Raw genomic sequence first — 25872 nt, 5'->3', positions numbered from 1 at the left:
CGGGTGAAGCGGGTCACGACCGTAGCAGGAGTGATCGCGAACGCGGGCGGAGCCCGGGTGAAGCGGGTCACGACCGTAGCAGGAGTGATCGCGAACGCGGGTGGAGCCCGGGTGAAGCGGGTCACGACCGTAGCAGGAGTGATCGCGAACGCGGGTGGAGCCCGGGTGAAGCGGGTCACGACCGTAGCAGGAGTGATCGCGAATGCGGGCGGAGCCCGGGTGAAGCGGGTCACGACCAAAGAAGGAGTCTGACGTGTACGACATGCCTGCCGAAATCGACGTCCAAGCCGACGGTCCGCTGCGGATCATCACCTTGAACCGGCCGGATTCCCTCAACTCGGTCAACGACGATCTGCACGTCGGGCTCGCGCGCCTGTGGCAGCGACTGACCGATGACGCCACCGCCCGCGCGGCCGTCATCACCGGGGCCGGCCGGGCGTTCTCGGCGGGCGGGGACTTCTCCTACCTGAAGGAGCTGTCGACCGATGCCGAGCTGCGCGCCAAGACAATTCGGGACGGGCGAGAGATCGTCTTGGGCATGGCGCGGTGCCGAATCCCGGTGGTGGCCGCGGTGAATGGCCCGGCCGTCGGGCTGGGCTGCAGCCTGGTGGCGCTGAGCGACATCGTCTACATCGCCGAAGAGGCCTACCTGGCGGATCCGCACGTGCAGGTGGGATTGGTGGCCGCCGACGGCGGTCCGCTGACCTGGCCGCTGCACATCAGTCTGCTGCTGGCCAAGGAGTTCGCATTGACGGGCACCCGCATCAGTGCCCAGCGTGCCGTCGAGTTGGGGCTGGCCAACCACGTGTCGGCCGACCCGGTCGCGGACGCAACCGCTTGCGCCAAAAAGATTTTGGAACTGCCTCAGCAGGCGGTCGAGAGCACCAAACGCGTGCTCAACTTACATCTGGAGCGCGCGGTGCTGGCCAGCTTGGACTATGCCCTGTCGGCCGAGCAACAATCGTTCACCACCGACGACTTCCGGTCGATCGTCACGAAACTGGCGAAGGGCAAGAACTGATCCGACGGCCGCGGGCGCGTTTGGGCGGCCCGGGAGCAGATTCGCTCGTCGTCAGTCGTGGAGCCGCAGGAAGTCTCGCATCACCCGATCGAACTTGGCCGGCTCCTCGATGAAGGGCATGTGGGCGCTGGACTCGAACAGTTCGTAGCGCGAGCCGGCGATGCGCTGGTGCATTTCCCACATGTGTTCGGGCACGCATTCGTCGAACCTGCCGGCGAGCACGAGAGTGGGCACGGTGATCTCCGGCAATCGGTCGAACACGTCCCAGTCGCGGATCGTCCCGACGATATGGAAGTCACTTGGTCCGAACATCGTCTCGAAGATGTCGGTTCCCATGTTGCCGAATGCCGCCGAAAGCTCCGGGGGCCAGGGGCGCACGCGACAAAGGTAGGTTTCGTTCCAGGTGCGGATGGCGTCCTGATATTCGGCCGCGTACGTCGTCCCGGCTGCTTCGTGACGGTCGATCGCGGACTGCGTCGCCGGATCGAGCTCGGCCTTCAACCGGGCCACCATCTGTGAGAACAGCGGTATGGAGGAGATGCTGTTCGAGATGGTGAGGCTGACGGCCCCCGAGGCCACGTCGAGCGCGTACTGCTGCGCCATCATCGCGCCCCACGAGTTGCCAAAGACGTGAAATCGGTTGAGTCCCAAGCCCTTGACGACGGCGTCCATCTCGGCGACCGACCGTGGCATGGTCCACAATTCGCGGTTCGACGGGCGCTCGGAGTTGCCGCACCCAAGCTGATCCCAATAGACGACTTCGCGCTCGTCGGCCAATCGTTCCAGCGAACGCAGATAGCTGTGGGGTAATCCGGGCCCGCCGTGCACGACGAGCAGGGGAAGACCTGGTCCGCCACCGACCCGGTTGAACCACACGTTGCCACCCGGGACCGCGATCATTCCGTCCATTGCCGACGATGCCTCCTGTTTGGCGAGCAGACGCAGAATCGCACCATATGATCCCGGTTCGTGCGATTCTCTGTCTGCTCGCGAGCCAACCGCTCCTTGCAACGCGGACTCTCGTAATGAGAGAATAGTGTTCTCATACGCTTGCGGGTGCTGTCGGGCGCTCGCGACGCGCTCGCCGAACTGGAAAGAACCCGTGCCTGAAGCCGTTATCGTGTCCGCCACCGTCATCGAGGTTCCCGCCCCCTAAATGGAGATCGCCGACCTGATTGCCGGCGCGCGCAACGGATCTCCGCGCGCGGCCGGTCGACTCCTTTCGCTGGTCGAGGGCGAGCGCCGCGACGAGGTGCTGGCCGGCCTGCAACCGTCATCGGTGAATGTCATCGGCATCACCGGGCCGCCGGGCGTGGGCAAGTCCACGACGATCGCCGCCCTGGTCGGCGCCTACCGGGAGCGGGGATCACGGGTGGCGGTGCTGGCCGTGGACCCGTCGTCGCCGTTCAGCGGTGGTGCACTGCTGGGCGACCGAATACGGATGACCGCGCATATCAACGACTCCGACGTGTTGATCAGGTCGGTGGCAACCCGTGGTCACCTGGGGGGATTGGCCGCCGCGGTCCCCGCGGCGATCCGACTGCTGGCAGCGATCGGTTACCACGTCGTCCTGCTGGAGACCGTGGGGGTGGGGCAGTCCGAAATCGAGATCGCCGCCGTGGCCGACCCCACCGTCGTCATCCTCAATCCCGGTGCCGGCGACGCGATTCAGGCGGCCAAGGCGGGGGTGCTCGAAGTCGCCGACATCGTGGCGGTCAACAAGGCCGACCGCGACGGCGCCGAACAGACCGTGCGTGACCTGCGGGCCGAGACCGACGCACCCATAGTCAGCCTGGTCGCCGCGCGCGGCGAGGGCATCGCGGAGTTGATGGCCGCGATCGAGGATCACCACCGCGCCGACAGCCGCGCCCGCCGACTGGCCCGCGCCCGCGCCCAAATCCTGTCGCTGGCGCAGACCCGGTTGCGGAGCCGGCCGGACCTCGATCGGCTCGCCGAGACGGTCGTCGACGGCGACCGGGACCCCTACTCGGCGGCTGAGCAGTTGCTGTCACCGACCCCGCGCGAGCAGGACTAAGCCGCCGCGCTGTCCCCCGATTGGGGGAACGGGGATTCAACCCCTTTGCGGACCGATCGGCGGAGTTCCGGCCGGCCCCGCCGCCCTACGTTGATCTTGTGTACAACGGCAGTCACCTCAGCCACCGACCGGACCCCCGTCCGTCGCAGAGCTCCGGCCGACGCCGCCACGATCCCGCGACGAGTTAGGAGACCCGGCACATGGCTCGCACACCCGAACTGTCGGCTGCACGCGTTGAAGAGCAGCTGGAGCTGTACCGCCAAATGTGGGTGCTGCGACTGCTCGACATGGCGCTGGAGGAGCGGCGCATCGACGGGCTGCTCAACGGGCCAATGGAGGCCGCCTTCGGGCAGGAGGCGGTGGCCGTGGGCACGATCGCGGCGCTTCGGCCCGGCGACATCTTGAACACCGCGATCCGCCATTTCCAGCACGCCCAGGAGGTCGCCCTCGGCCGCCCGTTGGGCCCGGCGATCGCCGAGATGACCGCCCCGCGGCGGTCTGCGGCCGGCGGTGCGAAGGAAAGCCCCTTCGCCGCCGAATGGAAGCAGATCTTCGGCACGTCGAGCCCGGTCAGGCAGTCCGTTTTGTTCGCGATCGGTGACGCCTACGGGCAGCAGGTGGCCGGCGCAGGCGGGGTCACCCTGTGCGTCATCGGGGACGATGCCGCCAAGTCCGCCGAGTTCCAATCGGCCGCCCGGATTGCGGTGTCGTGGCGGCTTCCGCTCGTGTTCGTCATCGAGAGCATCCGCGACGGGTCCGGTGTGCGCCGCGGGCCGCGCGACTGCTATGGGTTACCCGTCTCGTCGGTCGACGGCAAAGACGTTGCGGCAGTGCGTGCTTCGGTCGACCAAGCAGTGCAGCGCGCTGGCGCCGGCGGTGGACCCGTCATGGTCGAGGCGGTTACCTATCGGACCAACCACCCCGCAGGGGTCGACCCGTTGGTTTGCGCCCGCCGACAGCTGACCAACATCGGCGTCAGCGCCGGCCACCTGTATGAGGTGGAACGGCGGGCTCGCCACCTGGTGGGCGAGGCCGCCGCGGTCGCGAACTCACTCCTGCGGGCGATGGGTCCGACGGTCAGCGAATCGGGTCCGTGGCCGGCCGCTAGCTGAGCAGGCCTTGGCGCATCGCCTCGGCAACGGCGGCGGCGCGATCGCTGACGCCGAGCTTCTCGTACAGGCGCTGCACGTGCGTCTTGACCGTCGACGGCGCTACGAACAGCTCGGCGGCGATCACCGGGATGCTTTGGCCGCGCGCAATCCGGTTGAGCACCTCACGCTCTCGCGCGCTGAGCACGGGTCCGGTCGGTTGCGCCCGGTGACGGATCTCCGCGGTGAGGCCCCCGACAAGCGCGGGCGCCACCACGTCGCGGCCCTGCGCGCAGTCGAGCACCGCCCTGACGATCTCGCTGCGCGTCGAGTCCTTCAGCACGAATCCGGCGGCGCCTTGCTGCAATGCCTGGTACACGATGGCCGGCTCGTCGTGCGCCGAAATCAGCAGCACGCGGGTCGGCAATTCCTGACTCCGCACCGCAGCGGCCACCTGCCCGCCATCCATGCCGGGCATCCGGAAATCGAGCAGGGCGACATCGGGCCGATGCTCTTTGATCAGTTCCAGTGCCGCCGAGCCGTCGTCGGCCTCGCCGACCACATTCACCGAACCGCTCGACGACAGCGCCCGCACGACGCCCTCACGAAACAGGGGGTGATCGTCGCCGACAACCACCCGCACCTTGTCGGGCGATGCTGGGCCGGCCATGGCGATGAGTCTAGCCCGCAAAGCGTCGGCGGCAATCAGCGGAAACTCTGATGCACGCCTGGGCGCTTTGCCCCGAGAGAGCCGCCGCGGATGAGTACTGTGTTCGCGTGGCGGTCGCCAGTGACGCGGAACTGGGTCGGGTGCGCAAGCTTCATCAGCTGCGTTCGTATCGACTCGCGTCGGTCCTCCGGATCGGCGTGGTGGCCTTGATGATCGCTGCGATGCTCAGCGGCACCCGCAGGTCCGAGTGGACCCAGCAAACTGTGCTCATCGTGGCGTACGGCGTGGTGGCGCTTTGCGCCCTGACGCTGGCATTCTCACCGAGCCGACGATGGCTTACCCGGGGGCGGCTGGCCCGCGTCGGCCGCCTGGAGCCGTTTGCGTTCACGGTCATCGATGTGCTCGTGCTGACCGTCTTCCAGGTGTTGTCGACGAACGGACTTCATCCGCTGCTCATCATGACGGTGCTGCCGATCCTGATCGGGCTCGACGTCTCCTCCCGGCGGGCGGCCGTGGTGCTTCTCTTTTCCATGGTGGGGTTCGCGATCGCGGTGCTCGAGGACCCGGAGATGGTCGGATCGATCGGTGCCAGCGAGGCCACGTTCCGGTTCCTGCTCTACGGATTCCTCTGTGTGACAGCGTTTGTCGCGGTCCGGGTGGAAGAGCGACACACCCGCTCGGTGGCCGGTCTGAGCACGCTGCGCGAGGAGCTGCTCGCGCAGACGATGACCGCTTCCGACGTCGAGCAGCGGCGCATCTCGGAATCCATCCACGACGGACCGCTGCAGGACATTTTGGCGGTGCGCCAGGAGCTGGTCGAATTGGACGCGGCGCTGCCGGGCGATGACCGCGTAGCGCGCGCGCTGGCCGGTCTGCAGATGGCATCGGAGCGGTTGCGGCAGGCCACGTTCGAGCTGCATCCCGCCGTCCTCGAGCAGGTCGGGTTGGCCGCGGCGGTCCAGCAGCTGGCGACCTTGACCACCCATCGATCGAAAATCGACATTTCGACCGACATCGATTACCCGATTCGCACCCAGATCGACCCGGTCGTGTTCGGTGTGGTCCGCGAGCTGCTGTCCAACATCGTGCAGCATTCGCGGGCCCGGAGCGCTTCGGTGATGCTGGGCATCACGGACGGAACGTGCGTCTTGCATATGGTCGACGACGGCGTGGGATTCGACGAGCAGACGGTGGCGCGCCGGCTCGGCGAGGGGCACATCGGATTGGCCTCACACCGGGCCCGCGTGGAAGCCGCCGGGGGAACATTCGTCTTCCTCGACACTCCCGTTGGCACCCACATCTGTGTCGAGTTGCCGGTCCCCGACTAAACCGGGATCTGCCGGGCGCCTTCGGTCTTGATTTGCCCCCCTGCGATGTGTTGCATGAAGGGCATGACACGTTCTGCCGACGAGTTGGTGACGGAATTCTGTAAGCGTTGGGCATCGCCGGATCCGGACGCGATTGCCGCGTATTTCACCGAAGACGCGGTCTACCACAACATCCCGATGGCCCCGGTGCATGGCCGCGAGGCGATACGCGAATTCATCGCGGGGTTCCTGGCCGCGTTCGACGGGATCGACTTCAACGTCCATCGGCAGGTCGCCGACGGGACGCTGGTGATGAACGAACGCACCGACGTCATGCGACGCAAGGACGGTGGATCGATTCCTTTGCCGGTGATGGGCGTCTTCGAAGTGCACGACGATCGGATCGCCGCATGGCGCGACTACTTTGACATGGCGGCCATCACGAACGCTTTCAGTTAGCGCTAAGAGAGCTCGACGGACTTTCCAGTAGCGGCCGAGTGACCGGCGCGGTAACCGAAAACCATTGCCGGGCCCAATGTCCCGCCGGCACCACCGTAGGCGCGCCCGGTGACCCCGCCCATCGCATTACCGGCGGCGTACAGGCCCGGGATCGGCTCTCCGCCGACATGCAGCACCCGCCCGTCGCGGTCGGTGCGCGGACCGCCCTTGGTGCCCATCGCGCCGACGCTCACCGGCACCGCATAGAACGGCGCGGTGTCGATCGGGCCGAGGGTCTTGCCCGCGGGTGTGGTCGCACTGCCGTCGCCCCAATAGCCGTCGTAGGCGCTGGAGCCGCGCCCGAATTCGGGGTCGGCCCCGGTTGCCACGTGGCGGTTCCAGTCCTCGACGGTGCGGATCAAGCCGGCCGCGTCGATGCCGGTCTTGGCGGCCAGCTCGGCGAGGTCGGCGGACTCGCAAAACCAGTCCGGAACGGGTTGTCCCGGTTCGACGCCCAGGAATCCATAGCGCCGCAGGTGAATTGAATCGAACACCATCCATCCCCGGTCGTTGACGTACCCGCCGCGGGGATCGAGGTAGTGGAAGGCGCCGGCCATGGAGTTGTAGTCGCACGCCTCGTTGACGAAGCGCCGCCCCGCCGAGTTGACGATGATGCTCCGCGGCCGCGTGCGCTCCAGGCGCACGCTGCGGCTGCGTTGCTTGCCCTCGATCGTGTCGCCCGGGATCTGAACGATCGGTACCCACCAGGCCTCGCCCATGTTGGCCAGGTCCGCGCCGTGCGCCATCGCCATGCGCAGGCCGTCTCCGGTGTTGTTGGGCGGAGACACCGCGCCGTGCATCGGGCCGCGCAGGAATGCCCGCACCAAACCCGGATTCCATTCGAAGCCGCCGACACCCAGGACGACTCCGCGCCGCGCGCGCACCCGGATGGTGCGCTGGGGCAACGCGATACGCACGCCGACGATCTCTGAATCCTCGGCGATGAGCTCCTCGGCCCGGCCGTCAGTCCGGGGCGTGACCCCGGCGTCCAGCAATCCCTTGAGCAGGCCCGCAATGAGCGCCGTGCCGGCGACGCAGAGGTCGCTGCCTTCGTCGATCGTCACGTGCAGGCGTGCCCTTGTTTCGGCATCGATACCGACGTTGGACCAGTCGGCGGGGAACGCGGTGATCCGGTCGCGCCAGTCACCTAGCTGGTTCAAATCGAACGGCGCCGCGGTCAGCGATCGCCCTCCGCCGGGTTGTCCCCCCGGCAGCTCGGGCCGGTAGTCAGGGAAGCCGGTGGCGATCTCGAAACGCAGGCCGCTGTGCGCCTCGACGAAGTCGAGCATCGTGGGACCGGTGTGCACGAAAGTCTCGACCAGCTCGTCGTCCATCGAGCCCAGAGACTGCGCGCGCAGGTAGCGCAGCGCGTCGGCGGGCGTCAATTCCCCGTCGGGAGAACGGTTGTGGGCGGGGATCCACACCACGCCGCCGGACACCGCGGTGGTTCCGCCGACGGTCGGCGCCTTCTCGAAGACCTGCACCGAGGCGCCGGCCGCGGCGGCGGTGAGTGCGGCGGTGAGTCCGGCGCCTCCGCTGCCGAGCACGACGACGTCGGCTTGCATGTCCCACGGCATGGATTGCTACCCCTTCAGCTCAGCAGGTCCGACAACTGTCTCGCGGCTTTGACCACCGCATCCTTTCCGCGCATCACGACGTCTTCTCGGTGCGAGATGAGGTTGATGCAGGTTGGCGGTGACGGCGGCGGGCGGTGCACCGCCACGGCCAGGCCGTAGGTGTTCGGCTCGATCTCCCCGTAGGTGGTCACCCAGCCGCACTCGCGCGCGCGAGTCACCAGGTCTCGCTCGCCCGGGCGCGGCGGCATGCTGGCGAGCAAGGCGATCCCGGCGGCGCCGCGGTCCAGCGGATACCGGCTGCCTTCGTGGAAGGACAGTTGGTAGGCCACATGGCTCGGCACGATCACCGCGATGGCTACCTGCTGGTCACCCTCGGCGATGAGCAACGAGACCGTGGTGCCGAGCTCGTCCGCCAGGGTGCGCAGCGTCGGGAGACTGACTTGGCGCACGTTGCGGTCGAATGCGGCGCCGAGAACCGCGAGGCCGGCCGCGGGGCGGTAGCGGCCGTCCTCGCCCTTGGCCACCAGCCGAAACTCCGCCAACGTTGTCAGCAATCGATAGGCGATGGTGCGATGCACCCCGACCTGGTCGGCCAGCTGTTGCACGGTGAGGCCGCCGGGGGAATCCGCCACCGTTTGTAGCGCGGTCAGTCCCCTGGCCAGTGTCTGCGAGCCCGTCACAGCCTTGACAGACCTCGGCGCGAGAGCGAAGCTCTATATATAACGCACATTAGTGTGCGATATTAGCACACCAGATAAGCCGAAAACGAGAACGGGATTTCCCGACCCATCGGCCAGAGAGGAACCGTGGCGGAGTTCGAGAGCATCTGGAGCGATCTGCAGGGCGTCGCGTTTGAGCAGGGCTACCTCGACGCCGGCGGTGTGCGTACGCGCTACCTGCGCGCCGGCGACCCCGCTAAGCCGGTGCTGGTGCTGCTACATGGATCGGGCGGCCACGCCGAGGCATACGTGCGCAACCTCGGGGCGCACGCCGAGCACTTCTGGACCTGGTCCATCGACATGCTGGGCCACGGCTATACCGGTAAGCCGGGCCACCCGCTGGAGGTCCGCCATTACGTCGAGCACCTGATGGCCGTCCTGCGCACCGTCGGTGTCGATCGCGCCTGCATCAGCGGCGAATCGCTGGGCGGATGGGTGGCCGCCCGCGCCGCCATCGACCATCCGGACGTGGTGGACCGGCTCGTCCTGAACACCGCCGGCGGCTCGCAGGCCGACCCGGTCGTGATGAAGCGGATCATCACGCTGTCCATGGCGGCCGCCGAAGACCCGACCTGGGAGACGGTGCAGGCGCGGATCAAGTGGCTGATGGCCGACAAGTCCAAGGACTATGCCGATTTGGTCGCCAGCCGCCAACGGGTTTATCGCCAACCGGGATTCGTCGACGCCATGCGCGACATCATGGCGTTGCAGGACCCCGAGATCCGTGCGCGCAACATCATCGGCTCCGACGAGTACGGTGCGATCATCGCGCCCACGCTGGTGCTGTGGACCAGTGATGACCCGACCGCCGACGTGACCGAGGGCCGCCGGATCGCGTCGATGATCCCCAACGCGCGCTTCGAGGTGATGCCCGGCTGCGGTCACTGGCCACAATACGAGGACGCCAAGACCTTCAATCGTTTGCATCTCGACTTCCTGCTGGGGCGGTGATGGTCGACGCGGGGCGCGAGCCGGCGGGAATCGACACCGACGTGGTCGTGGTCGGGGCGGGACCGGTCGGCCTGACCTTGGCGAATATCCTTGGCCTGCAGGGAATTCGCACGGTCTTGGTCGAGGAGCGGAACACGCTGATCGACTATCCGCGCGGAGTGGGGCTTGACGACGAGGCGTTGCGCACGTTCCAGTCGGTCGGGCTGGCCGACCGGGTAGTGCCGCACACGGTGCCCAACCAGATCCTGCGTTTCGTCGACGCCAGGCGGCGCGTGCTCGCCGAAATGGCCCCGCCCGACGCGCGTTTCGGGTGGCCGAAGCGCAATGGCTTCGTGCAACCCCTTGTCGACGCCGAGTTGCTGGCCGGTCTCGACCGGTTCGAGCACGTCGAGGTGTGGTGGGGACGACCGATGACGGCTTGCCGGGAAGACGCCGGCGGGGTGACCGTCGAGCTCGGCGGGGGGCCCGACCACGAAACATCCAGCCTGCGAGCGCATTATGTGGTCGGCTGCGACGGGGGTCGCAGCATGACCCGCCGCATGATGGACGTGTCGTTCGACGGGACGACATCATCCACGCGCTGGCTGGTGGTCGACATCGCCAACGACCCGCTCGGCCATCCCAACAGCGAGGTCGGCGCCGACCCCGAACGGCCGTACGCGTCGATCTCGGTCGCGCACGGAATCCGGCGGTTCGAGTTCATGATCCACGCCGACGAGACCGACGAGCAGGCGGAGGATCCGGCGTTCCTGACGCGGATGCTGGCCCGGATGGTGCCGCACCCGGACCGCGTCGACGTGATCCGTCGGCGCGTCTACACGCATCACTCCCGGATCGCCGGGGCGTTTCGCAGGGGCCGGCTGTTGCTGGCCGGCGACGCCGCGCACTTGATGCCGGTGTGGCAGGGGCAGGGCTACAACAGCGGCATCCGGGACGCGGCCAACCTGGGTTGGAAGCTGGCGGCGGTGGTCAGCGGCCGCGCGGACGACAAGCTGCTGGACACCTATGACGTGGAGCGCCGCAAGCATGCGCGGGCGATGATCGACCTTTCCACGATGGTGGGTCGAGTGATCTCGCCGACCAACCGGCGGGTGGCCGGTGCGCGAGACCTGCTGGTGCGGTCGGCGTCAATCGTGCCGTCGCTCAAGCGGTATGTGCTGGAGATGCGGTTCAAACCGATGCCGCGTTACGAACAAGGGGCCGTCGTACACGGCACTGCCGGCCGGGCCGATTCACCGGTGGGCACGCTGTTCATCCAGCCGCGGGTCGACACCCGCGAGAGACAGAATGTGCTGCTGGACGACGTCCTCGGTGACTGGTTCGCCGTGCTGTGCTGGAACAACAATCCCCGCAGGATTCTCGGCGATGTCGCCTTCGCGGACTGGAAAGCGCTGGGCGCGAAGTTCGTTGCTTTGCGCCCCGCGACCCAGCTGCACTGGACCGGACACGACGATCCCGACGTGGTGGTCGTCGGCGATCCCAGTGGCGCCGTCAAGTCCTGGTTCGACACCTACCAGGAGTCGGTGTTGTTCCTGCGTCCCGATCGGTGCATCGCCGGCGCCTGCATTGCCCAGCGCGCCCCCGACCTGAGCGTTGCACTGCTGGACGCACTCACCCTTACGCCGCGAGGGGGTGAACCGCAAAGTGGCACTGGCTCTGTGCTGTATGTCGCACAGCCCGCTCCTGAATCTTCCGGGGCCGTCGCAGGACCTGCTTGACGACATCGAGGGCGCCATCGTCGAAGCGCGGCGATTCGTCGACGACTACGACCCGGAACTCGTCGTCGTCTTCTCCCCGGACCACTACAACGGGTTCTTCTACAAGCTGATGCCGCCCTTCTGCATCGGCACCGGCGCCAACGGGGTCGGGGACTACGGCACCCATGCGGGCCCGCTCGACGTCCCGCAGCAGCTCGCCACCGAGTGTGCGAAAGCCGTGCTCGACGCCGGGGTCGACGTCGCGGTCTCGGCGTGCATGGACGTGGACCACGGCACCGTCCAGCCGCTCGAAAAGCTGTTCGGCGTGGCGACCGCGCGGCCGGTGATACCCATCTTCGTCAACGCGATCGGCGCGCCGCTGGGGCCATTACATCGTTGCCGGGCGCTCGGCACCGCCGTGGGCAGCTACTTGTCCACGCTTGACAAGAGGGTCCTCGTGCTGGGGTCGGGTGGGCTTTCGCACAGCCCGCCGGTGCCCACGCCGGCGAGGGCGCCGTCGCCGGTGTTGGAGCGCATCGTGCACGGTCAGCCGATGACGCCCGAACAGCGGCAGGCCCGGCAGGCGGCCGTGATCGACGCGGCCAAGAGCTTCGCCAGCGGTGACAGCGACCTGCAACCCCTGAACCCGGTATGGGATCAGCGATTCCTCGAGATCATCGACGGCGGCTGGCTCGCCGAACTCGACCAGTGGTCCAACTCGTTCGTCACCCACGAGGGCGGCAGCTCCGCCCAGGAGATCAGAACTTGGGTCGCCGCATTCGGGGCGCTGGCGAGCGCGGGCCCGTACGAAACCGTCGGGCGCTACTACAAACCGGCCCCTGAACTTATCGCTGGATTCGCCATCAGAACGGCCATCCCGAAATGACCACCGCGGCAGACCGTTTCAACCAAGTTGTGGACGTGCTCGTCGTCGGTTCGGGAGGCGGCGGCATGACGGCCGCCCTCACCGCGCAGGCCGCCGGCCTGGACGCGCTGGTGGTGGAAAAATCGTCGTACTTCGGCGGCTCCACCGCCCTGTCCGGAGGCGGTATCTGGGTGCCCGGCGCGCCCGCCCAACGCAGGGAGGGCTACGCCCCGGAACCCGAAGGCGTCGTCGACTACCTGCGCCAGATCACCGGCGGACTGGTCGACGAGGCGCGGATACGGCAGTACGTGGAGTCCGCACCGAAAATGCTCGGGTTCCTCGAGCAGCTCTCCGGATGGTGCGAGTTCGTCTGGAAGCCCGGCTACGCCGACTACTATCCGGAACTGCCCGGCGGATCGGAACTCGGCAGCACCATCAACGTCCCGCCCATCGACCTGCGGAAGCTGGGTCCCGACGAACAGCTACTGCTCAAGCCGCTGGCGCTGGCGCCCAGGGGAATCTGGCTCGGGCCCAAGGAGCTTCGGACCTTCTACCGCATCCGGCAATCGTGGGCCGGCAAGGGCGTGTTGGTCAAGCTGATTGCGCGGATGGTCCGGGCGCGGGTGTTCGGCGAGCGGATGGCGGCGATCGGACAGTCGCTGGCCGCTCGCCTCAGGTTGACCATGCGCGAGCGTGGGATCCCGCTGTGGCTGGACTCGCCGATGACCGAGCTGCTCGCCGACGCCGACGGATCGGTGATCGGCGTGGTCGTGGAAAGGCACGGCGAAACACAACGAATCGGCGCGCGTCTCGGGGTCATCCTGGCCTCCGGCGGCTTCGACCACGACCTGGCCTGGCGCAAGGAACTGCTACCCGTGGTGGATCAGGACTGGAGCTTCGGCAACCCGGCCGCGATGGGAGATGGCATCCGCGCGGCCCAAAAGCTCGGCGCCGCAGTCGAGTTGCTCGATGAGGCGTGGTGGTTTCCCGCCATCCAGTGGCCGGACGGCCGGATGCAGTTCATGCTCAACGAACGCATGATGCCGGCACAGTTCATCGTCAACGGCGACGGCAAACGCTTCATCAACGAGGCGGCGCCCTACATGGACTTCGGCCACGCCATGATCGACGGACAGCAGACCGGGGTCACCCACATCCCCTGTTGGCTGATCACCGACCACAGGTCGTGGAACCGCTACGTCATCGCAGGTCACCTGCCGATACCCAAGATCCCGGGCGCGCCCGTGCCCACCGGCCGCAAAGTCCCCGCGGCGTGGCTGGAATCGGGCGTGGTCAAGGCCGCGACGACCTGGGACGAGATGGCCGCCCGCATCGACGTGCCGGCGGACCATCTTTCCCAAACCGTCCGCCGTTTCAACGAACTCGCCCGCAACGGCCACGACGACGATTTCCACCGGGGCGAGAGCGTCTACGACAACTACTACGGCGATCCCACACTGCCCAACCCGAACCTGTACCCGTTAGGCGACCCGCCCTACTACGCGTTCCGGATCGTCCTCGGCGACCTCGGGACGTCGGGCGGCCTGAGCACCGACGAATACGCGCGGGTGCTACGGGACGACGGCACCGTGGTGGCGGGACTGTACGCGGTGGGTAACACCTCCGCGCCGGTGATGGGACGCAGCTACGCCGGCGCCGGGGCGACCATCGGGCCCGCGATGACATTCGGCTTCGTCGCCGCGAATCACATTGCCGCACATGCCGCCGACCGGACCCTTAACTCTCATAGGAGGTAACGATGAAGATATCCCTGTTCTACGAATTCGCCCTACCGCGGCCCTGGGCGCCCGACGACGAACACATCATGATGCAGGAGTGCCTCGACGAGGTCGAGGCCGCCGACAAGGCGGGCTTCTCCACCGTCTGGCTGACCGAACACCACTTCCTCGAGGAATACTGCCACTCGACGGCGCCGGAGATCTTCCTGGCCGCCGCCAGCCAGCGGACCAAGAACATCCGGCTCGGATTCGGCATCATGCACCTGCCGCCCGTGGTCAATCACCCCGCCCGGGTCGCCGAACGCATCGCCACCCTCGACCTGCTCTCCAACGGCCGAGTCGAATTCGGCACCGGGGAATCGTCATCCGTCGGTGAACTCGGCGGATTCAACATCGATCCCGCCGACAAGCGGGCCCAGTGGGAAGAGGCCCTCGAGGTCTCGATCCGCTGCATGATCGAGGAGCCGTTCTCCGGCTTTGACGGTGAGCACGTCCAGATGCCGGCCCGCAACGTCGTTCCCAAGCCGCTCCAAAAGCCCCACCCGCCGGTCTGGGTCGCCTGCACGCGGCCGGCGAGCGTGCAAATGGCGGCCCAAAAGGCCATCGGTGCCCTGAGTTTCGCCTACACCGGGCCAGGGCCGCTGACTGAGCGGGTGAACGGCTATTACAAGGAATTCGAAGAGAACGGCGTGCCCGTCACACCGCGGATCAACCCCAACATCCTGGCCATCGGCGGTGACCTGTCGATGATGGTCGCCAAAACCGACGAGCAGGCGCTGCAACGGCTGGGACAGGGCGGCGGATTCTTCTCCTTCGGAATCATGCACTACTACATGACGGGCGTACACACGCCCGGCCGGACCAGGGTATGGCAGCGGTATCTGGAAGAGGTCGAAAAAGATCCGACGCTGGCGTACGGTCCCGGGCGTGGCGCGATCGGGTCGCCCGCCACCGTCCGCGAATTCCTGCGCGGCTACGAAGAAAGCGGCGTCGACGAGATCATCCTGCTGCTCAACCCACGCAGCCACGAGGGCACGATGGAATCCATCGAACTGATGGGCTCCGACGTGCTGCCCGAATTCATCGAGCGGGACGCCAAGGCGGTGGCCGAAAAGGCCAAGCGGCTGGAACCCGTCATCGAGAAGGTCGAGGCGCGGCGGCCGCGATCCAGCGCCCCGAAGTTCGATGAGAAGTACGCATTCGGCGGCCTGCCCACCGGCCGAGGCGGTAAGTTCACCGCCAGCGAGATCCCCGAAGCCATGGCGGAGATCAACGAGGGCCGGGTGCAGGCGGCCCAGCGGTTGAAGGAACAGCAGCAGAACAAGTGACTCCAAAAGGTCGCTGAATCGGGAGACGGCCTTGGGATCGATCGACGAGCTCTGGCGCTACGACGGCCGCCGCGCGGTGGTGACCGGATGCGCCTCGGGCATCGGGGAACACCTGGTTCGCCAACTCACCGAACTCGGAGCCGACGTCGTCGGCCTGGACAAGCGCCGACCCGACTTCGGGCTCAACGACTTTCGCGAGGTGAACCTGGCCGACCAGGCTTCGATCGACGACGCCACGGCGTCGATCGACGGGCCGGTCGACGCGCTTTTCAACGTGGCCGGCGTCTCGTCCGGGATCGGTGATCCCGCACTGGTCGCCACGATCAACTTCCTGGGCCTGCGGCAGTTCACCGAGGCGCTCGTCGGCAAAATGACCGCGGGATCGTCGATCGCGAGCGTCTCCTCGCTCGCCGCGGCCGCGTATCGCGAACACGCGGCCGCGGTGGCGCCCCTGCTGAATACCGCGACGATGCGGGAGGGCATCGACTGGTGCGACGCCAACCCCGGGATCCTCGGCAACGGCTACCAACTGTCCAAAGAGGCGATCATCTTCTACACCATGCGAAGCGCTACGCCACTGGGGGCCAAAGGCATCCGCATCAACTGCACGGGCCCGGGGGTCACCGAGACCCCCATCCTCGACCAGCTGCGCACCGCGTACGGGCAGGCCTTCCTCGACGACATCCCCAAGCCGCTGGGCCGGGTCTGCGACCCCGGCGAGCAGGCCGCGGTATTGCTCTTCTTGAATAGCGCTGCGGCCAGCTACATCACGGGGCAGATCGTCTGGGTCGACGGTGGCAACGTGGGCGCCGCGATCGCGCGCGACCTCTTACAAGGGCAGGAAGGAGCCCGGTGACCGATTTGACTGACTTCCGGCGGGCCGCGCGTGACGTCTCCAACTGGGGACGGTGGGGCGACGACGACGAGCTCGGCACGTTGAATTTCATCACCGCGGACAAGGTCGCCCAGGCCGCGAGTCTGGTCAGGCACGGCAAGGTGTTTCCGCTCGGCGTGGACTTCGGCGCCTCGGGTCCGCAGGGCGCGTTCGAGTTCCGGCACAACCCGGTCCACATCATGACCATCGACGGTGGCGATGTGCACACGCTGGCCAAGTACGGGCCCAAGTGGCCCCGTAATCCGTTGGCCCAGCAGCTAAGTGGCTACATGACCGCCGACAACCCGTTCCGCTTCAACGACGACATCATCATCATGCCGCTGCAGGCGGCAAGCCAGTGGGATGCGCTGTCGCACGTCTACTACGACGATCACCTCTACAACGGCTTCGCGGCCGATTCGGTGACCAGCATGGGCGCCTACCACTGCGGCATCGACAAGGTCGACGTCAAGGGCATCACGTCCCGCGGTGTGCTGCTGGACCTGGTTCGCCACCGGGGCGCCGAGGTCTTCCTGGAAGCCGGGAACCCGATCTCGCCGGAGGAACTCGACGACGTCGTCCGCGCCCAGGGCGTGACCATCGGGCGAGGCGACATCGTGCTCATCCGGACCGGCTGGTGGACAAGGTTTTTGATGACCGGAAACAAAGCGGAAGGCTACTCAGGGCTGGACTGGCGATGCGCCCAGTGGCTGCACGATCACGAGATCGCCGCCGTCGCCGCCGACAACCTTCAGGTCGAAGACGTGGTGTCCGGAATCGACGGCATCACCTTCCCCCTGCACCTGCTTTGCCTGCGCGACATGGGCATGATATTCGGCGAATACTGGGACCTCACCGCGCTGGCCGAGGACTGCGCCGCCGACGGCGTCTACGAATTCCAGCTGATTGCGCCGCCCCTGCGGGTGGTCGGGGCGGTCGGCTCTCCGGTCAACCCGATCGCGATCAAGTGATGGGCTTCGCGCGCAAGAGCATGCTGGTCGACGGCCTGCCGACCGGCTATCTGGAGGCCGGCGAAGGCGAACCGGTGATACTGCTGCACGGTGGTGAATTCGGTGCCAGCGCCGAACTCGGCTGGGAACGCAACATCGCCGCGCTAGCCGACAGGTACCGGGTGCTGGCGCCGGACCAGCTCGGATTCGGGGACTCGGCGAAGGTCATCGATTTCGTCGACGGGCGCGGGATGCGGATCCGGCACGTGGCGCGGTTCTGCGAGCTGCTCGGCGTCGGGTCGGCGCACTTCGTCGGCAACTCGATGGGCGCGATCAACCTGCTCACCGACGCCACCTCGGACACCCCGCTGCTGCCCGCCCGCAGCCTGGCGATCATCTGCGGGGGCGGAGAGATCCAGCAGAACGAGCACTTCGAGGCGCTGCAGGAATACGACGCGACGCTCCCGGCCATGCGACGCATCGTCGAAGCCCTGTTCCACCACCCCGGTTACCCCGCCGACGAGGAATACGTGGGCCGGCGCCACGAGTCGAGCACCGCGCCGGGGGCGTGGGAGGCGGTGGCGGCGGCCCGGTTTCGCCGCCCGGGCTCGTCGCGTCCCCCGACCCCGTCGAGCGCACGGGCCTACCAGCGCATCAGCGTGCCGACACTGGTCGTCGAGGGGGGAGACGACAAGCTGCTGCCGGCCGGCTGGGCCGCCGAAATCGCCAAGCAGGTCGACGGCGCCCGCTCGGTCGTGGTCGACAAGGCCGGCCACTGCCCGCAGATCGAGCAGTCGGCAACGGTGAACCGGCTACTGCTCGACTTCCTCGCCTCGAACGCCTAGAAAACGTAGTCCAGCCGGGTCTGCATCCCGGCCTCTTGGTGATAGGTGTTGTGGCAGTGCAACATCCACAGGCCCGGATTGTCGGCCACCAGCACGGCGAGCAGCTTCTGCTTGGGCAGCACCATCAGGGTGTCCTTACGGGGACCGGGGCTGCCGTCGGACTTGATCAGTTGAAACGTGTGGCCGTGCAGGTGAATCGGGTGGTACATGATCGTGGTGTTGTCGAACGTGATCGTGGGGCGTTCCCCCTGCCGGACGTGCAACGGTTCGGTGTCGCTGTAAGGCTTTCCGTTGATGGTCCAGTTGTATTGGACCATATTGCCGCCCAACACCACCGGGAGGTTCAGGCCCGGCTGCGGCCGGCCCAGATTCACCGGCGTTGTGGCCGTGAACATCTCCACCGTGCCCACCCGCCGGTTGAGTTCGGCCGGTTGGAATCCGGGGTCGGGCGGGGTGCCCGCCCCGGTGGACAGCAGCGTGCGCGCCAGAGCGTTCTTCCCCTCCGCGAGTGCAACCAAGGGGAATACGCCGTCGGCGGCGGTCACAATGACGTCGTAGCGCTCGGCCATCCCAATCAGCAGCGCGTCGACCTGGGTAGGCACCACGGGGTAGCCGTCGGTGTGGGTGACCGTCATCGAATGGCCGGCCAGCGCGACGCGGAATGTGGTGTCGGAGCCGGTGTTGATGAAGCGGATCCGGATGCGCTGTCCCGGCTTCGCGTTGAACGTCATGGGGGCGGCCGGGATTCGGCCGTTGATCAGGTAGTAGGGGTAGGCGATGTCCCCGGCGTCGCCGCCGAGCAGATCGCTTCGGCCGACGCTTCCCCGTGACGTCGGGGACGGCGGGCTCGTCGAGCTGGTCGGCGTTGCCGAGGTCTCACTCGTCGAGGACGTCGTCGAGGTCTCGCTCGTCGTCGAGGTCGTCGAAGTGGTCGGCGTCGTCGTCGTCGTTTCGGGCGGGCTTGGTGCGGTGGGTTTGTTCGGGTTGGTCAGCTCGGTGTAGAGCTGCTGCGGCGACTTGCCGAGGCCGTCGGTCCAGTCATCGAGAACGACGATCCATTCGACGTCGTAATTGCCCTCGCTCGGGTCGTCGACGATGACCGGCAGGTACAGTCCCGTGTCGGCGTCCAGGCCGCCGGTGTGCGGGTGGGCCCAGTAGGTGCCGGCATTCGGGACGGAGAAGCGGTAGGTGAAGTCCTGGCCGGCGGAGATGTTCGGGCTCGCGGGTGCGGCACCGTCCATGTCGTTGCGCAGCGCGATGCCGTGCCAGTGCACCGACGTCGGGTGGTCGAGCCGGTTCGACACGGTCACCACCAGCTCGTCACCGATGCGCGCCCGGATCGGTGCCCCGGGGATCGAGTTGCCGTAGGCCAGCGTGCGGACAACGGGGCCGCCGATATCGACCTGGACCTGCTGGGCGGTCAGGCTGGCCGTGACGGTGCGGCCACTGTGCGGCCTGGCCGCCTCGGCGGCGTCGATGGCGGCGGCCATCTGCGCATTGCCCGTCAGCGCGGGCTTGGATTGACTGCATGCCGCGAGCGCGAACCCGCCGGCGATGCCGGCGGCGATGAATCCTCGCCTGCTGAGCCGGGTTTCCGCCACGGGGGCGCCGCTTGTGGGTCGCACAGGCATTGATCGCTCCTCGTCGTCATCGATCTCCGGCGTCTTATACCGTGCTCGGCCGCGGGGCTCAGCGCAACTACCGATGCGGTGGTGTCGAGTTTGCCGCCGGGTCGTGCCATCGAAGGCAAGCCCAGCCCTCACGGCGATCTCGACGCGCTTGGTCTCCTAATGGGCGTCGCTCTGCTCCGCGGAAGCCATCCAGTCTTCGAAGCGGGTCGGATATATCGTCGTGTCTTCACCGTCGACGGGGACGATGCTGCGATCGTCGAGCACGGCACCGTAATAGCGGGCGCCGTCGTCGGTAATCACCTGGCGGTCGTCGCCGGTCGCGGCAAACCGGGCCCGGATGAAATCGTCCATACCCCGCTTCTCGGGGCCGGCGATATTGATTACGCCGTTGAGCGGGTCACCGGTCGCCGTGTGGGTCACGGCCGTGGCGACGTCCGACGCGGCAATGGGTTGGAACGCGCCATGCGGGGCGCGGACCGTGGAGCCGTCGGCCATCGAATCGGCAATGCCGCCAACGAATTCGAAGAACTGGGTCGCCCGCACGATCGAATACGGAAATCCCGCTTCCACTATCTCCTTTTCCTGAGCCACTTTCGCCCGCATGTAGCCGCTTTCGGCCGTCCGGTCGGCTCCCACGATCGAGAGCGCGACGTGGTGCTGGGCGCCGGCGGCCCGCTCCGCGTCGAGGAGGTTGCGGGTGGAGGTGGTGAAGAAGTTCAGCACATCGTCATCGGCCCAGGACGGTGAGTTGGAGACGTCCACAACGGTGTCGACACCGGCAAGAGCCTCGGCGAGGCCTTCGCCGGTGACAGTGTTGACCCCCGACCTGGGCGAGGCGGGGATCGCCTCGTGTCCCAGCTCGGTGAGCTGGGCGACAACCTGCGATCCGATGAGTCCGCTGCCCCCGACGACCAGAACCCTCATGAGCCATCCTCCCGAGTCTCCGGATGCACTGGCCCACTCAGCATGGCGTGCGCACGGGGCAAGCGGAACCCTTGGGGCCCATCGACCCCCGCCCTGTGCTTAAATCAACTGCTTGACTTAACCCGGCCGACGCGGATTAACTCGTCGGGTGGTCAACGAATTGGCTGGCAAGGTTGCGATCGTCACCGGCGCCGCGTCCGGCATCGGTCGCGGAATAGCGGAACGGTTTGCGACCGAGGGGGCGCGGGTCGTCATCGCCGACATCGAGGCGGACCGGGGCGAGAAGCTGGCCGCCACATTGGGCCCCGAGGCGCTGTTTCGGCGTACGGACGTCTCCGATCCCGAACAGGTCGGGGCGTTGGTCTCGGCCACCGTCGAGACATTCGGCGGGCTGCACGTGATGGTCAACAACGCCGGAATTTCCAGCCCCCTGCGCCGATTGCTCGACGACGACCTGGCCGATTTCCACCGGGTGATGGGGGTCAACGTCCTGGGGGTGATGGCCGGCACCCGGGATGCCGCCCGCCACATGGCCCAAAGCGGCGGCGGATCGATCATCAACCTGACGTCGATCGGCGGAATCCAGGCGGGCGGCGGGGTGATGGTCTACCGCGCCTCGAAGGCCGCGGTCATCCAGTTCACCAAGTCGGCGGCAATCGAGTTGGCGCGCCACGAGATTCGAGTCAACGCGATTGCCCCCGGCAGCATCCCCACGCCGATCCTGGCGTCGTCGGCGGTCGACGTGGACCCGGATGAGCTGGCCCGGTTCGAGGCGAGGATTCGGCAAGGGATGCGTGACGACCGGCCACTCAAGCGGGAGGGCACGCCCGACGACGTCGCCGAGGCGGCGTTGTACTTCGCCAGCGACCGGTCGCGCTATGTCACCGGGACCGTGCTGCCGGTAGACGGGGGGACATCCGCCGGCAAGGTCATTCGCCCCCGCAAGGGCGAGTGAGGGACCGCGTCAAGGTTCTTGAGCGGGATGTCCGGCGTGGGTTTCCAGCCGTAGCCTGGCCAGCGCCTGCGCGCGCTCAAGATCTTCGGCGCCAGCGCTTTCCGTGATCACGCTGTGCGAGTGTGTCAGGACGCCGAGCACCGCTTCGCTGGGGAGGTCGGGAAACTGGCGCCCAAGCACCTCGGCCGCCCTCCTCAACTCGAAGAGTTTCGGATATGCGTGCTCCTCCGGCGTCGGGGGTACGACGCGGGTGACGTCCTGGGCGTGCTGCAGCACGGCGACGGTCTTCTTGCCTTCCTTGATCGGGTCGTTCATCGGCGTCCAGACCCTGTAGACGAACGCGCCCGGGTTTCGCCGGTCGGGGAGGTCGTAGCGCTGGACCCCCATCCAGTGCCGGACCCCCCGGCGGAAAACCAACTCCAGCGACGCGGACACGTTGGCCACGCCGTCTGCTTCGGGATCGGCCGGGTTGTCCGGGAAGACGTCGAACAGCGGGTGGCCCAGCATGTCTTCGCGCGGATGCCCCGTCACGCGTTCGCATGCCGAGTTCACCGCGCGGATCCGCAAGTCGGCGTCGGCCAACAGGTACGGCGACCACTTCGATTGGAACCAGGCGGATTCCTCGATCGCCGAGATCCGGCTGGCTGACAACATGCCTACCCCCGCAATGGTTCACCGTCCGGACACCGCCACGTCGCCGCCGCGCAAGAAGCCATCGTGACCCACGTGGGCCGACTCGGACGAGGGACCTTTGTCACCGGCTGTCCGCCATGTGGCACCGAAGGACGACACCAGCGCAAATTAAATCAATCGCTTGACTTAATCGCCGACCCGCGGTTGACTGTTCGGGTGACTACTCTCGGCCGGGCCGTGCGCACCGAGCGGGCCAGTTCCACCCAGGAAGCGATCCTGGTTGCGGCCGAGCGGTTGTACGCCGAGCACGGCATGTTCGCGGTGTCGAACCGGCAGGTGAGCGAGGCCGCCGGTCAGGGCAACAATGCCGCGGTGGGCTACCACTTCGGCACCAAGGCCGACCTGGTTCGGGCGATCGAACACAAACACCGCCGGCCGGTCGAACAGTTGCGCGAGCAGATGGTGGCCGAGCTGCACGACTCGAAGGAATCCCCCGATATGAGGGATTGGGTGGCCTGCCTGGTGCGCCCGCTCACCGATCACCTGGAGGAGCTCGGCAATCCCACCTGGTATGCGCGGTTCGCGGCACAGGCGATGACCGATCCCGCGTACTACAACATCATCGTCAAGGGCGCTTTGAGTTCACCGTCCCTGGTTCAGGTCGTCGAGGGCATCAACCGCTGCCTGCCGGACCTGCCTGCCGATGTGCACTTCGAACGAAACATCATGGCCCGCAACCTGTTGATGCACACGTGCGCCGACCGGGAACGCGCCCTTGCCGCGGGCGCTTCGCCGCCCCACCGCTCGTGGCGGGCCGCGGCGTCGGGCCTCATCGACGCGATCGTGGGCATGTGGCTGGCGCCCGTCACGCCGTACGAGTGAAAGGTCTGCAGATGAAAGTGACTGTCGACCAAGACGTCTGCGCGTCGTCGGGGAACTGCGTGCTCAATGCGCCCGAGGTGTTCGACCAGCGCGACGACGACGGCGTCGTGGTTCTGCTCGACCCCAGTCCATCGCCCGATCAGGCCGAGGGCGCACGGCGGGCGGCCGCGGCTTGCCCCGCGCTGGCCATCCACATCGAGGAATGACATGTCGGAAGCGCTGACAAACACGTCCGCGGCCCAGGCGGCCTCCGAGATCCCCGATTATCCGATGCCGAGGCGAGCGGGCTGTCCGTTCGCCCCGCCGCCGGGCGTCATGGCGCTGGCCGAGGCGCGGCCGCTGTCCCGAGTTCGGATCTGGGACGGCAGCACACCGTGGCTCATCACCGGGTACGACCAGGTGCGCGAACTGTTTTCGGATGCGCGGGTCAGCGTTGACGACCGGCTACCCGGTTTTCCGCACTGGAACGCGGGCATGTTGTCCACGGTGCACAAGCGGCCCCGTTCGGTCTTCACCGCCGACGGGGAAGAGCACACCCGGTTCCGGCGCATGCTGTCGAAACCGTTCACGTTCAAGCGCGTTGAGGGTCTGCGCCCGACCATCCAGCGGATCACCGACGACCACATCGACGCAATGCTGGCCGGACCGCGGCCCGCCGATGTGGTCACCGCGTTGGCGTTGCCCGTCCCGTCGTTGGTGATCAGCCAGCTCCTCGGGGTTCCCTATGAGGACGCCGACATGTTCCAGCACCACGCGAACGTCGGCCTTGCGCGGTACGCGACGGGTGAAGACACCGCCAAGGGCGCCATGAGCCTGAACAGGTATCTGGCCAAGCTGGTCGAGGCCAAGATGGACGATCCGGCTGAGGATGCGGTGTCCGACCTCGCCGAGCGGGTGAAGGCCGGCGAGCTGAGCGTGAAAGAGGCGGCGCAGCTGGGCACCGGGTTGTTGATCGCCGGGCACGAGACCACCTCTAACATGATCGGCCTCGGGGTGCTCGCACTGCTGGTGAATCCGGACCAGCTGGCGGTGCTGCGCGACGCCGAGGATCCCAAGGTCATCGCCAGCGCGGTCGAGGAATTGTTGCGCTACCTCAGCATCATTCAGAACGGTCAGCGACGCGTCGCGCTCGAAGACATCCACATCGCCGGGGAGACGATCCGGGCCGGCGAAGGAATCATCATCGACCTGGCCCCGGCCAACTGGGATCCGCACGCCTTCCCCGAGCCCGACCGGTTGTACCTGCACCGCTCCGGGGCCGACCGCAACGTCGCGTTCGGGTACGGCCGACATCAATGCGTGGGACAGCAACTCGCCCGCGCCGAGCTGCAAATCGTGTACCGCACCCTGTTCCGCCGCATCCCGACGCTCGAACTCGCCATCCCGGTCGACGACGTGCCCCTCAAAGACGACCGGCTCGCCTACGGCGTCTACGAACTACCGGTGACCTGGTAGCCCCCGGGTCGCTACGCTCACAACGCCGATCCGAATGGAGGGTCAATGATGACGACTCAAACAAGCACCGTTTCGCTTTACCCGCCCGGTGGCTTCGGAGCGCCGAAGGATCGCCGCGGTCACGCCTCGGGAGCGGACGTCGGCCTGCCAGCGGGAACCGTGGTGTTCTCCGCGGACAACCACATTTCGCTGGCGGATGACATTTTCTACCAACGCTTTCCGGATGATCTCAAGGACAAGGCGCCGCGGATCTGGTACGAGGACGGCGCGTATCAGCTAGGCCGCAAGGGCCAGTCGTTCCTGCCGGGAGACTTCAGCGCCGTGCTGATGCAGTACGACGACCTTCCGGGTGCGGCGAGCACCAACATCGAGGCCCGCATTCAGGAACTGCACGACGACGGCGTCGACAAAGAACTGGCGTTCCCCAACGCGATCCTGGCGCTTTTTCACTACCCGGACAAGAAGCTGCGCGAGCTGGCCTTCCGCATCTACAACGAGTACATCGCCGAGCTCCAGGAGCGTTCGGGCGGCCACTTCTACGGCGCCGGCCTGATCAACTGGTGGGACGCCCAGGGGACTCGTCGGACACTGGACGAACTGAAGTCATTGGGGCTCAAGACTTTTCTGATGCCACTGAACCCGGGCAAGGACGACGATGGCAACCCGATCGACTACTCCAGCACTTCGATGCGCTCGGTGTGGGACGAGATCGAGGCAGCGGGTCTTCCCGTCACCCACCACATCGGGGAGACCCCGCCGAAAAGCCCGACGGAGTTCAACAGTGTCGTGGTCGGGATGATGATCAACATCGACGGCTTTCGGGAGACGTTCGCCAAGTACATCTTTGGCGGAATCCTCGACGATCATCCCGGCCTGCGGATCGGCTGGTTCGAGGGCGGCATCGCCTGGGTGCCGTGGGCGCTGCAGGACGCCGAGCACCTCGTCGCGTCCTACCAGCACATGTTCAACCGCCCGTTGCAGCATGACGTGCGGTACTACTGGGACAATCACATGAGCGCGTCGTTCATGGTCGACCCGCTCGGTCTGCAGCTGATCGACAAGATCGGCGTGGACAAGGTGATGTGGTCCAGCGACTACCCCCACAACGAAAGCACCTACGGGTATTCCGAGAAGTCGCTGGCCGCCGTCGTCGACGCGGTCGGTCCCGCCGACGCGGCGAAGATCGTCAGCGGCAACATCACCACATTTCTGGGCCTGTAGGGGACCT

Annotated in this window: 25 protein-coding genes; 18 read left to right on the top strand and 7 right to left on the bottom strand. The window is 66.9% G+C overall.

The window, feature by feature from the left end; translation table 11 throughout:
* The first annotated feature begins 253 nt into the window (after positions 1 to 253).
* Complete coding sequence (locus BRW65_RS17665; protein ID WP_073876783.1) at positions 254 to 1021, top strand: enoyl-CoA hydratase/isomerase family protein; 768 nt, start codon at positions 254 to 256, stop codon at positions 1019 to 1021.
* Positions 1022 to 1072: 51 nt separating this feature from the next.
* Here the strand turns inward: BRW65_RS17665 and BRW65_RS17660 are convergent, their stop codons facing one another.
* On the bottom strand, positions 1073 to 1930 hold the full coding sequence (locus tag BRW65_RS17660) for a proline iminopeptidase-family hydrolase (RefSeq protein ID WP_432206434.1): 858 nt from the start codon (positions 1928 to 1930) through the stop codon (positions 1073 to 1075).
* A gap of 247 nt (positions 1931 to 2177) precedes the next feature.
* Here BRW65_RS17660 and meaB point away from each other — a divergent pair, with 247 nt between their 5' ends.
* A complete protein-coding gene (gene meaB / locus BRW65_RS17655) occupies positions 2178 to 3056 on the top strand; it encodes a methylmalonyl Co-A mutase-associated GTPase MeaB (RefSeq protein WP_073876781.1) in 879 nt (292 codons plus the stop codon).
* Positions 3057 to 3256: 200 nt separating this feature from the next.
* A complete protein-coding gene (locus tag BRW65_RS17650; protein WP_244168121.1) occupies positions 3257 to 4168 on the top strand; it encodes a thiamine pyrophosphate-dependent enzyme in 912 nt (303 codons plus the stop codon).
* Here BRW65_RS17650 and BRW65_RS17645 read toward each other — a convergent pair.
* Complete coding sequence (locus BRW65_RS17645) at positions 4161 to 4814, bottom strand: response regulator (protein WP_073876779.1); 654 nt, start codon at positions 4812 to 4814, stop codon at positions 4161 to 4163. The two genes, BRW65_RS17650 and BRW65_RS17645, sit on opposite strands and share 8 nt — an antisense overlap.
* Before the next feature lie 107 nt (positions 4815 to 4921).
* On the opposite strand from BRW65_RS17645, the gene BRW65_RS17640 reads away from it, so the two are divergent.
* Entirely contained in the window at positions 4922 to 6142 is a 1221-nt protein-coding gene (locus BRW65_RS17640) for a sensor histidine kinase (RefSeq protein WP_073876777.1), read from the top strand.
* A 63-nt stretch (positions 6143 to 6205) separates the two neighbouring features.
* Entirely contained in the window at positions 6206 to 6580 is a 375-nt protein-coding gene (locus tag BRW65_RS17635) for a nuclear transport factor 2 family protein (protein WP_073876829.1), read from the top strand.
* 2 nt (positions 6581 to 6582) lie between these two features.
* Here BRW65_RS17635 and BRW65_RS17630 read toward each other — a convergent pair whose 3' ends face one another.
* Together BRW65_RS17630 and BRW65_RS17625 are read right to left on the bottom strand one after the other, a co-directional pair.
* Complete coding sequence (locus BRW65_RS17630; protein ID WP_073876775.1) at positions 6583 to 8196, bottom strand: FAD-dependent oxidoreductase; 1614 nt, start codon at positions 8194 to 8196, stop codon at positions 6583 to 6585.
* A 14-nt stretch (positions 8197 to 8210) separates the two neighbouring features.
* On the bottom strand, positions 8211 to 8876 hold the full coding sequence (locus BRW65_RS17625) for an IclR family transcriptional regulator (protein WP_073876773.1): 666 nt from the start codon (positions 8874 to 8876) through the stop codon (positions 8211 to 8213).
* 126 nt (positions 8877 to 9002) lie between these two features.
* On the opposite strand from BRW65_RS17625, the gene BRW65_RS17620 reads away from it, so the two are divergent.
* From BRW65_RS17620 to BRW65_RS17585, 8 genes are read left to right on the top strand one after another with little or no spacing between them, the layout of a single operon-like run.
* Positions 9003 to 9866 carry an alpha/beta fold hydrolase gene (locus BRW65_RS17620; RefSeq protein ID WP_073876771.1) on the top strand — a complete coding sequence of 288 codons (864 nt, stop codon included), beginning with the start codon at positions 9003 to 9005 and terminating at the stop codon, positions 9864 to 9866.
* Positions 9866 to 11584 carry a bifunctional 3-(3-hydroxy-phenyl)propionate/3-hydroxycinnamic acid hydroxylase gene (locus BRW65_RS17615; protein WP_073876769.1) on the top strand — a complete coding sequence of 573 codons (1719 nt, stop codon included), beginning with the start codon at positions 9866 to 9868 and terminating at the stop codon, positions 11582 to 11584. The genes BRW65_RS17620 and BRW65_RS17615 overlap by 1 nt, the downstream gene beginning before the upstream one ends.
* Positions 11532 to 12449, top strand: a complete 918-nt coding sequence (locus tag BRW65_RS17610) for a 3-carboxyethylcatechol 2,3-dioxygenase (RefSeq protein WP_244168120.1) — start codon at positions 11532 to 11534, stop codon at positions 12447 to 12449. Before BRW65_RS17615 ends, BRW65_RS17610 begins: the two co-directional genes overlap by 53 nt.
* Positions 12446 to 14185 (top strand): FAD-binding protein, encoded by a 1740-nt coding sequence (locus tag BRW65_RS17605; protein ID WP_073876765.1) that lies wholly within the window; start codon positions 12446 to 12448, stop codon positions 14183 to 14185. Before BRW65_RS17610 ends, BRW65_RS17605 begins: the two co-directional genes overlap by 4 nt.
* A gap of 2 nt (positions 14186 to 14187) precedes the next feature.
* Entirely contained in the window at positions 14188 to 15495 is a 1308-nt protein-coding gene (locus tag BRW65_RS17600) for an LLM class flavin-dependent oxidoreductase (RefSeq protein WP_073876763.1), read from the top strand.
* A gap of 31 nt (positions 15496 to 15526) precedes the next feature.
* On the top strand, positions 15527 to 16351 hold the full coding sequence (locus BRW65_RS17595; RefSeq protein WP_073876761.1) for a coniferyl-alcohol dehydrogenase: 825 nt from the start codon (positions 15527 to 15529) through the stop codon (positions 16349 to 16351).
* Positions 16348 to 17340 (top strand): cyclase family protein, encoded by a 993-nt coding sequence (locus tag BRW65_RS17590; RefSeq protein ID WP_073876760.1) that lies wholly within the window; start codon positions 16348 to 16350, stop codon positions 17338 to 17340. Before BRW65_RS17595 ends, BRW65_RS17590 begins: the two co-directional genes overlap by 4 nt.
* The gene (locus BRW65_RS17585; RefSeq protein WP_073876758.1) at positions 17340 to 18164 is read left to right on the top strand and encodes an alpha/beta fold hydrolase; all 825 of its coding nucleotides are present in this window, start codon (positions 17340 to 17342) and stop codon (positions 18162 to 18164) included. Before BRW65_RS17590 ends, BRW65_RS17585 begins: the two co-directional genes overlap by 1 nt.
* On the opposite strand, the gene BRW65_RS17580 is transcribed toward BRW65_RS17585, so the two are convergent.
* Positions 18161 to 19795 (bottom strand): multicopper oxidase family protein, encoded by a 1635-nt coding sequence (locus tag BRW65_RS17580; protein ID WP_073876757.1) that lies wholly within the window; start codon positions 19793 to 19795, stop codon positions 18161 to 18163. The genes BRW65_RS17585 and BRW65_RS17580 overlap by 4 nt on opposite strands.
* Before the next feature lie 156 nt (positions 19796 to 19951).
* Positions 19952 to 20719 (bottom strand): SDR family oxidoreductase, encoded by a 768-nt coding sequence (locus BRW65_RS17575; RefSeq protein WP_073876755.1) that lies wholly within the window; start codon positions 20717 to 20719, stop codon positions 19952 to 19954.
* A 148-nt stretch (positions 20720 to 20867) separates the two neighbouring features.
* On the opposite strand from BRW65_RS17575, the gene BRW65_RS17570 reads away from it, so the two are divergent.
* Positions 20868 to 21674 (top strand): SDR family NAD(P)-dependent oxidoreductase, encoded by an 807-nt coding sequence (locus BRW65_RS17570; RefSeq protein ID WP_073876753.1) that lies wholly within the window; start codon positions 20868 to 20870, stop codon positions 21672 to 21674.
* 9 nt (positions 21675 to 21683) lie between these two features.
* Here the strand turns inward: BRW65_RS17570 and BRW65_RS17565 are convergent, their stop codons facing one another.
* Positions 21684 to 22328 (bottom strand): PAS domain-containing protein, encoded by a 645-nt coding sequence (locus tag BRW65_RS17565; RefSeq protein ID WP_073876750.1) that lies wholly within the window; start codon positions 22326 to 22328, stop codon positions 21684 to 21686.
* A gap of 195 nt (positions 22329 to 22523) precedes the next feature.
* Between BRW65_RS17565 and BRW65_RS17560 the strand changes: the two genes are divergently transcribed.
* From BRW65_RS17560 to BRW65_RS17545, 4 genes are all read left to right on the top strand, one after another.
* The gene (locus BRW65_RS17560) at positions 22524 to 23189 is read left to right on the top strand and encodes a TetR family transcriptional regulator (RefSeq protein ID WP_073876749.1); all 666 of its coding nucleotides are present in this window, start codon (positions 22524 to 22526) and stop codon (positions 23187 to 23189) included.
* 11 nt (positions 23190 to 23200) lie between these two features.
* A complete protein-coding gene (locus BRW65_RS17555) occupies positions 23201 to 23395 on the top strand; it encodes a ferredoxin (protein WP_073876827.1) in 195 nt (64 codons plus the stop codon).
* A gap of 1 nt (position 23396) precedes the next feature.
* Positions 23397 to 24644 carry a cytochrome P450 gene (locus tag BRW65_RS17550; RefSeq protein ID WP_073876747.1) on the top strand — a complete coding sequence of 416 codons (1248 nt, stop codon included), beginning with the start codon at positions 23397 to 23399 and terminating at the stop codon, positions 24642 to 24644.
* A gap of 159 nt (positions 24645 to 24803) precedes the next feature.
* A complete protein-coding gene (locus BRW65_RS17545; protein ID WP_208611849.1) occupies positions 24804 to 25865 on the top strand; it encodes an amidohydrolase family protein in 1062 nt (353 codons plus the stop codon).
* The last annotated feature ends 7 nt before the right edge of the window (positions 25866 to 25872 follow it).

Origin of the sequence: Mycobacterium paraffinicum, assembly GCF_001907675.1 — a bacterium.
GTDB classification, from domain to species: Bacteria; Actinomycetota; Actinomycetes; order Mycobacteriales; family Mycobacteriaceae; genus Mycobacterium; species Mycobacterium paraffinicum_A.
The sequence above is the reverse complement of the archived record's forward strand: the minus strand, read 5'-3'. Positions and strand labels throughout refer to the sequence as shown.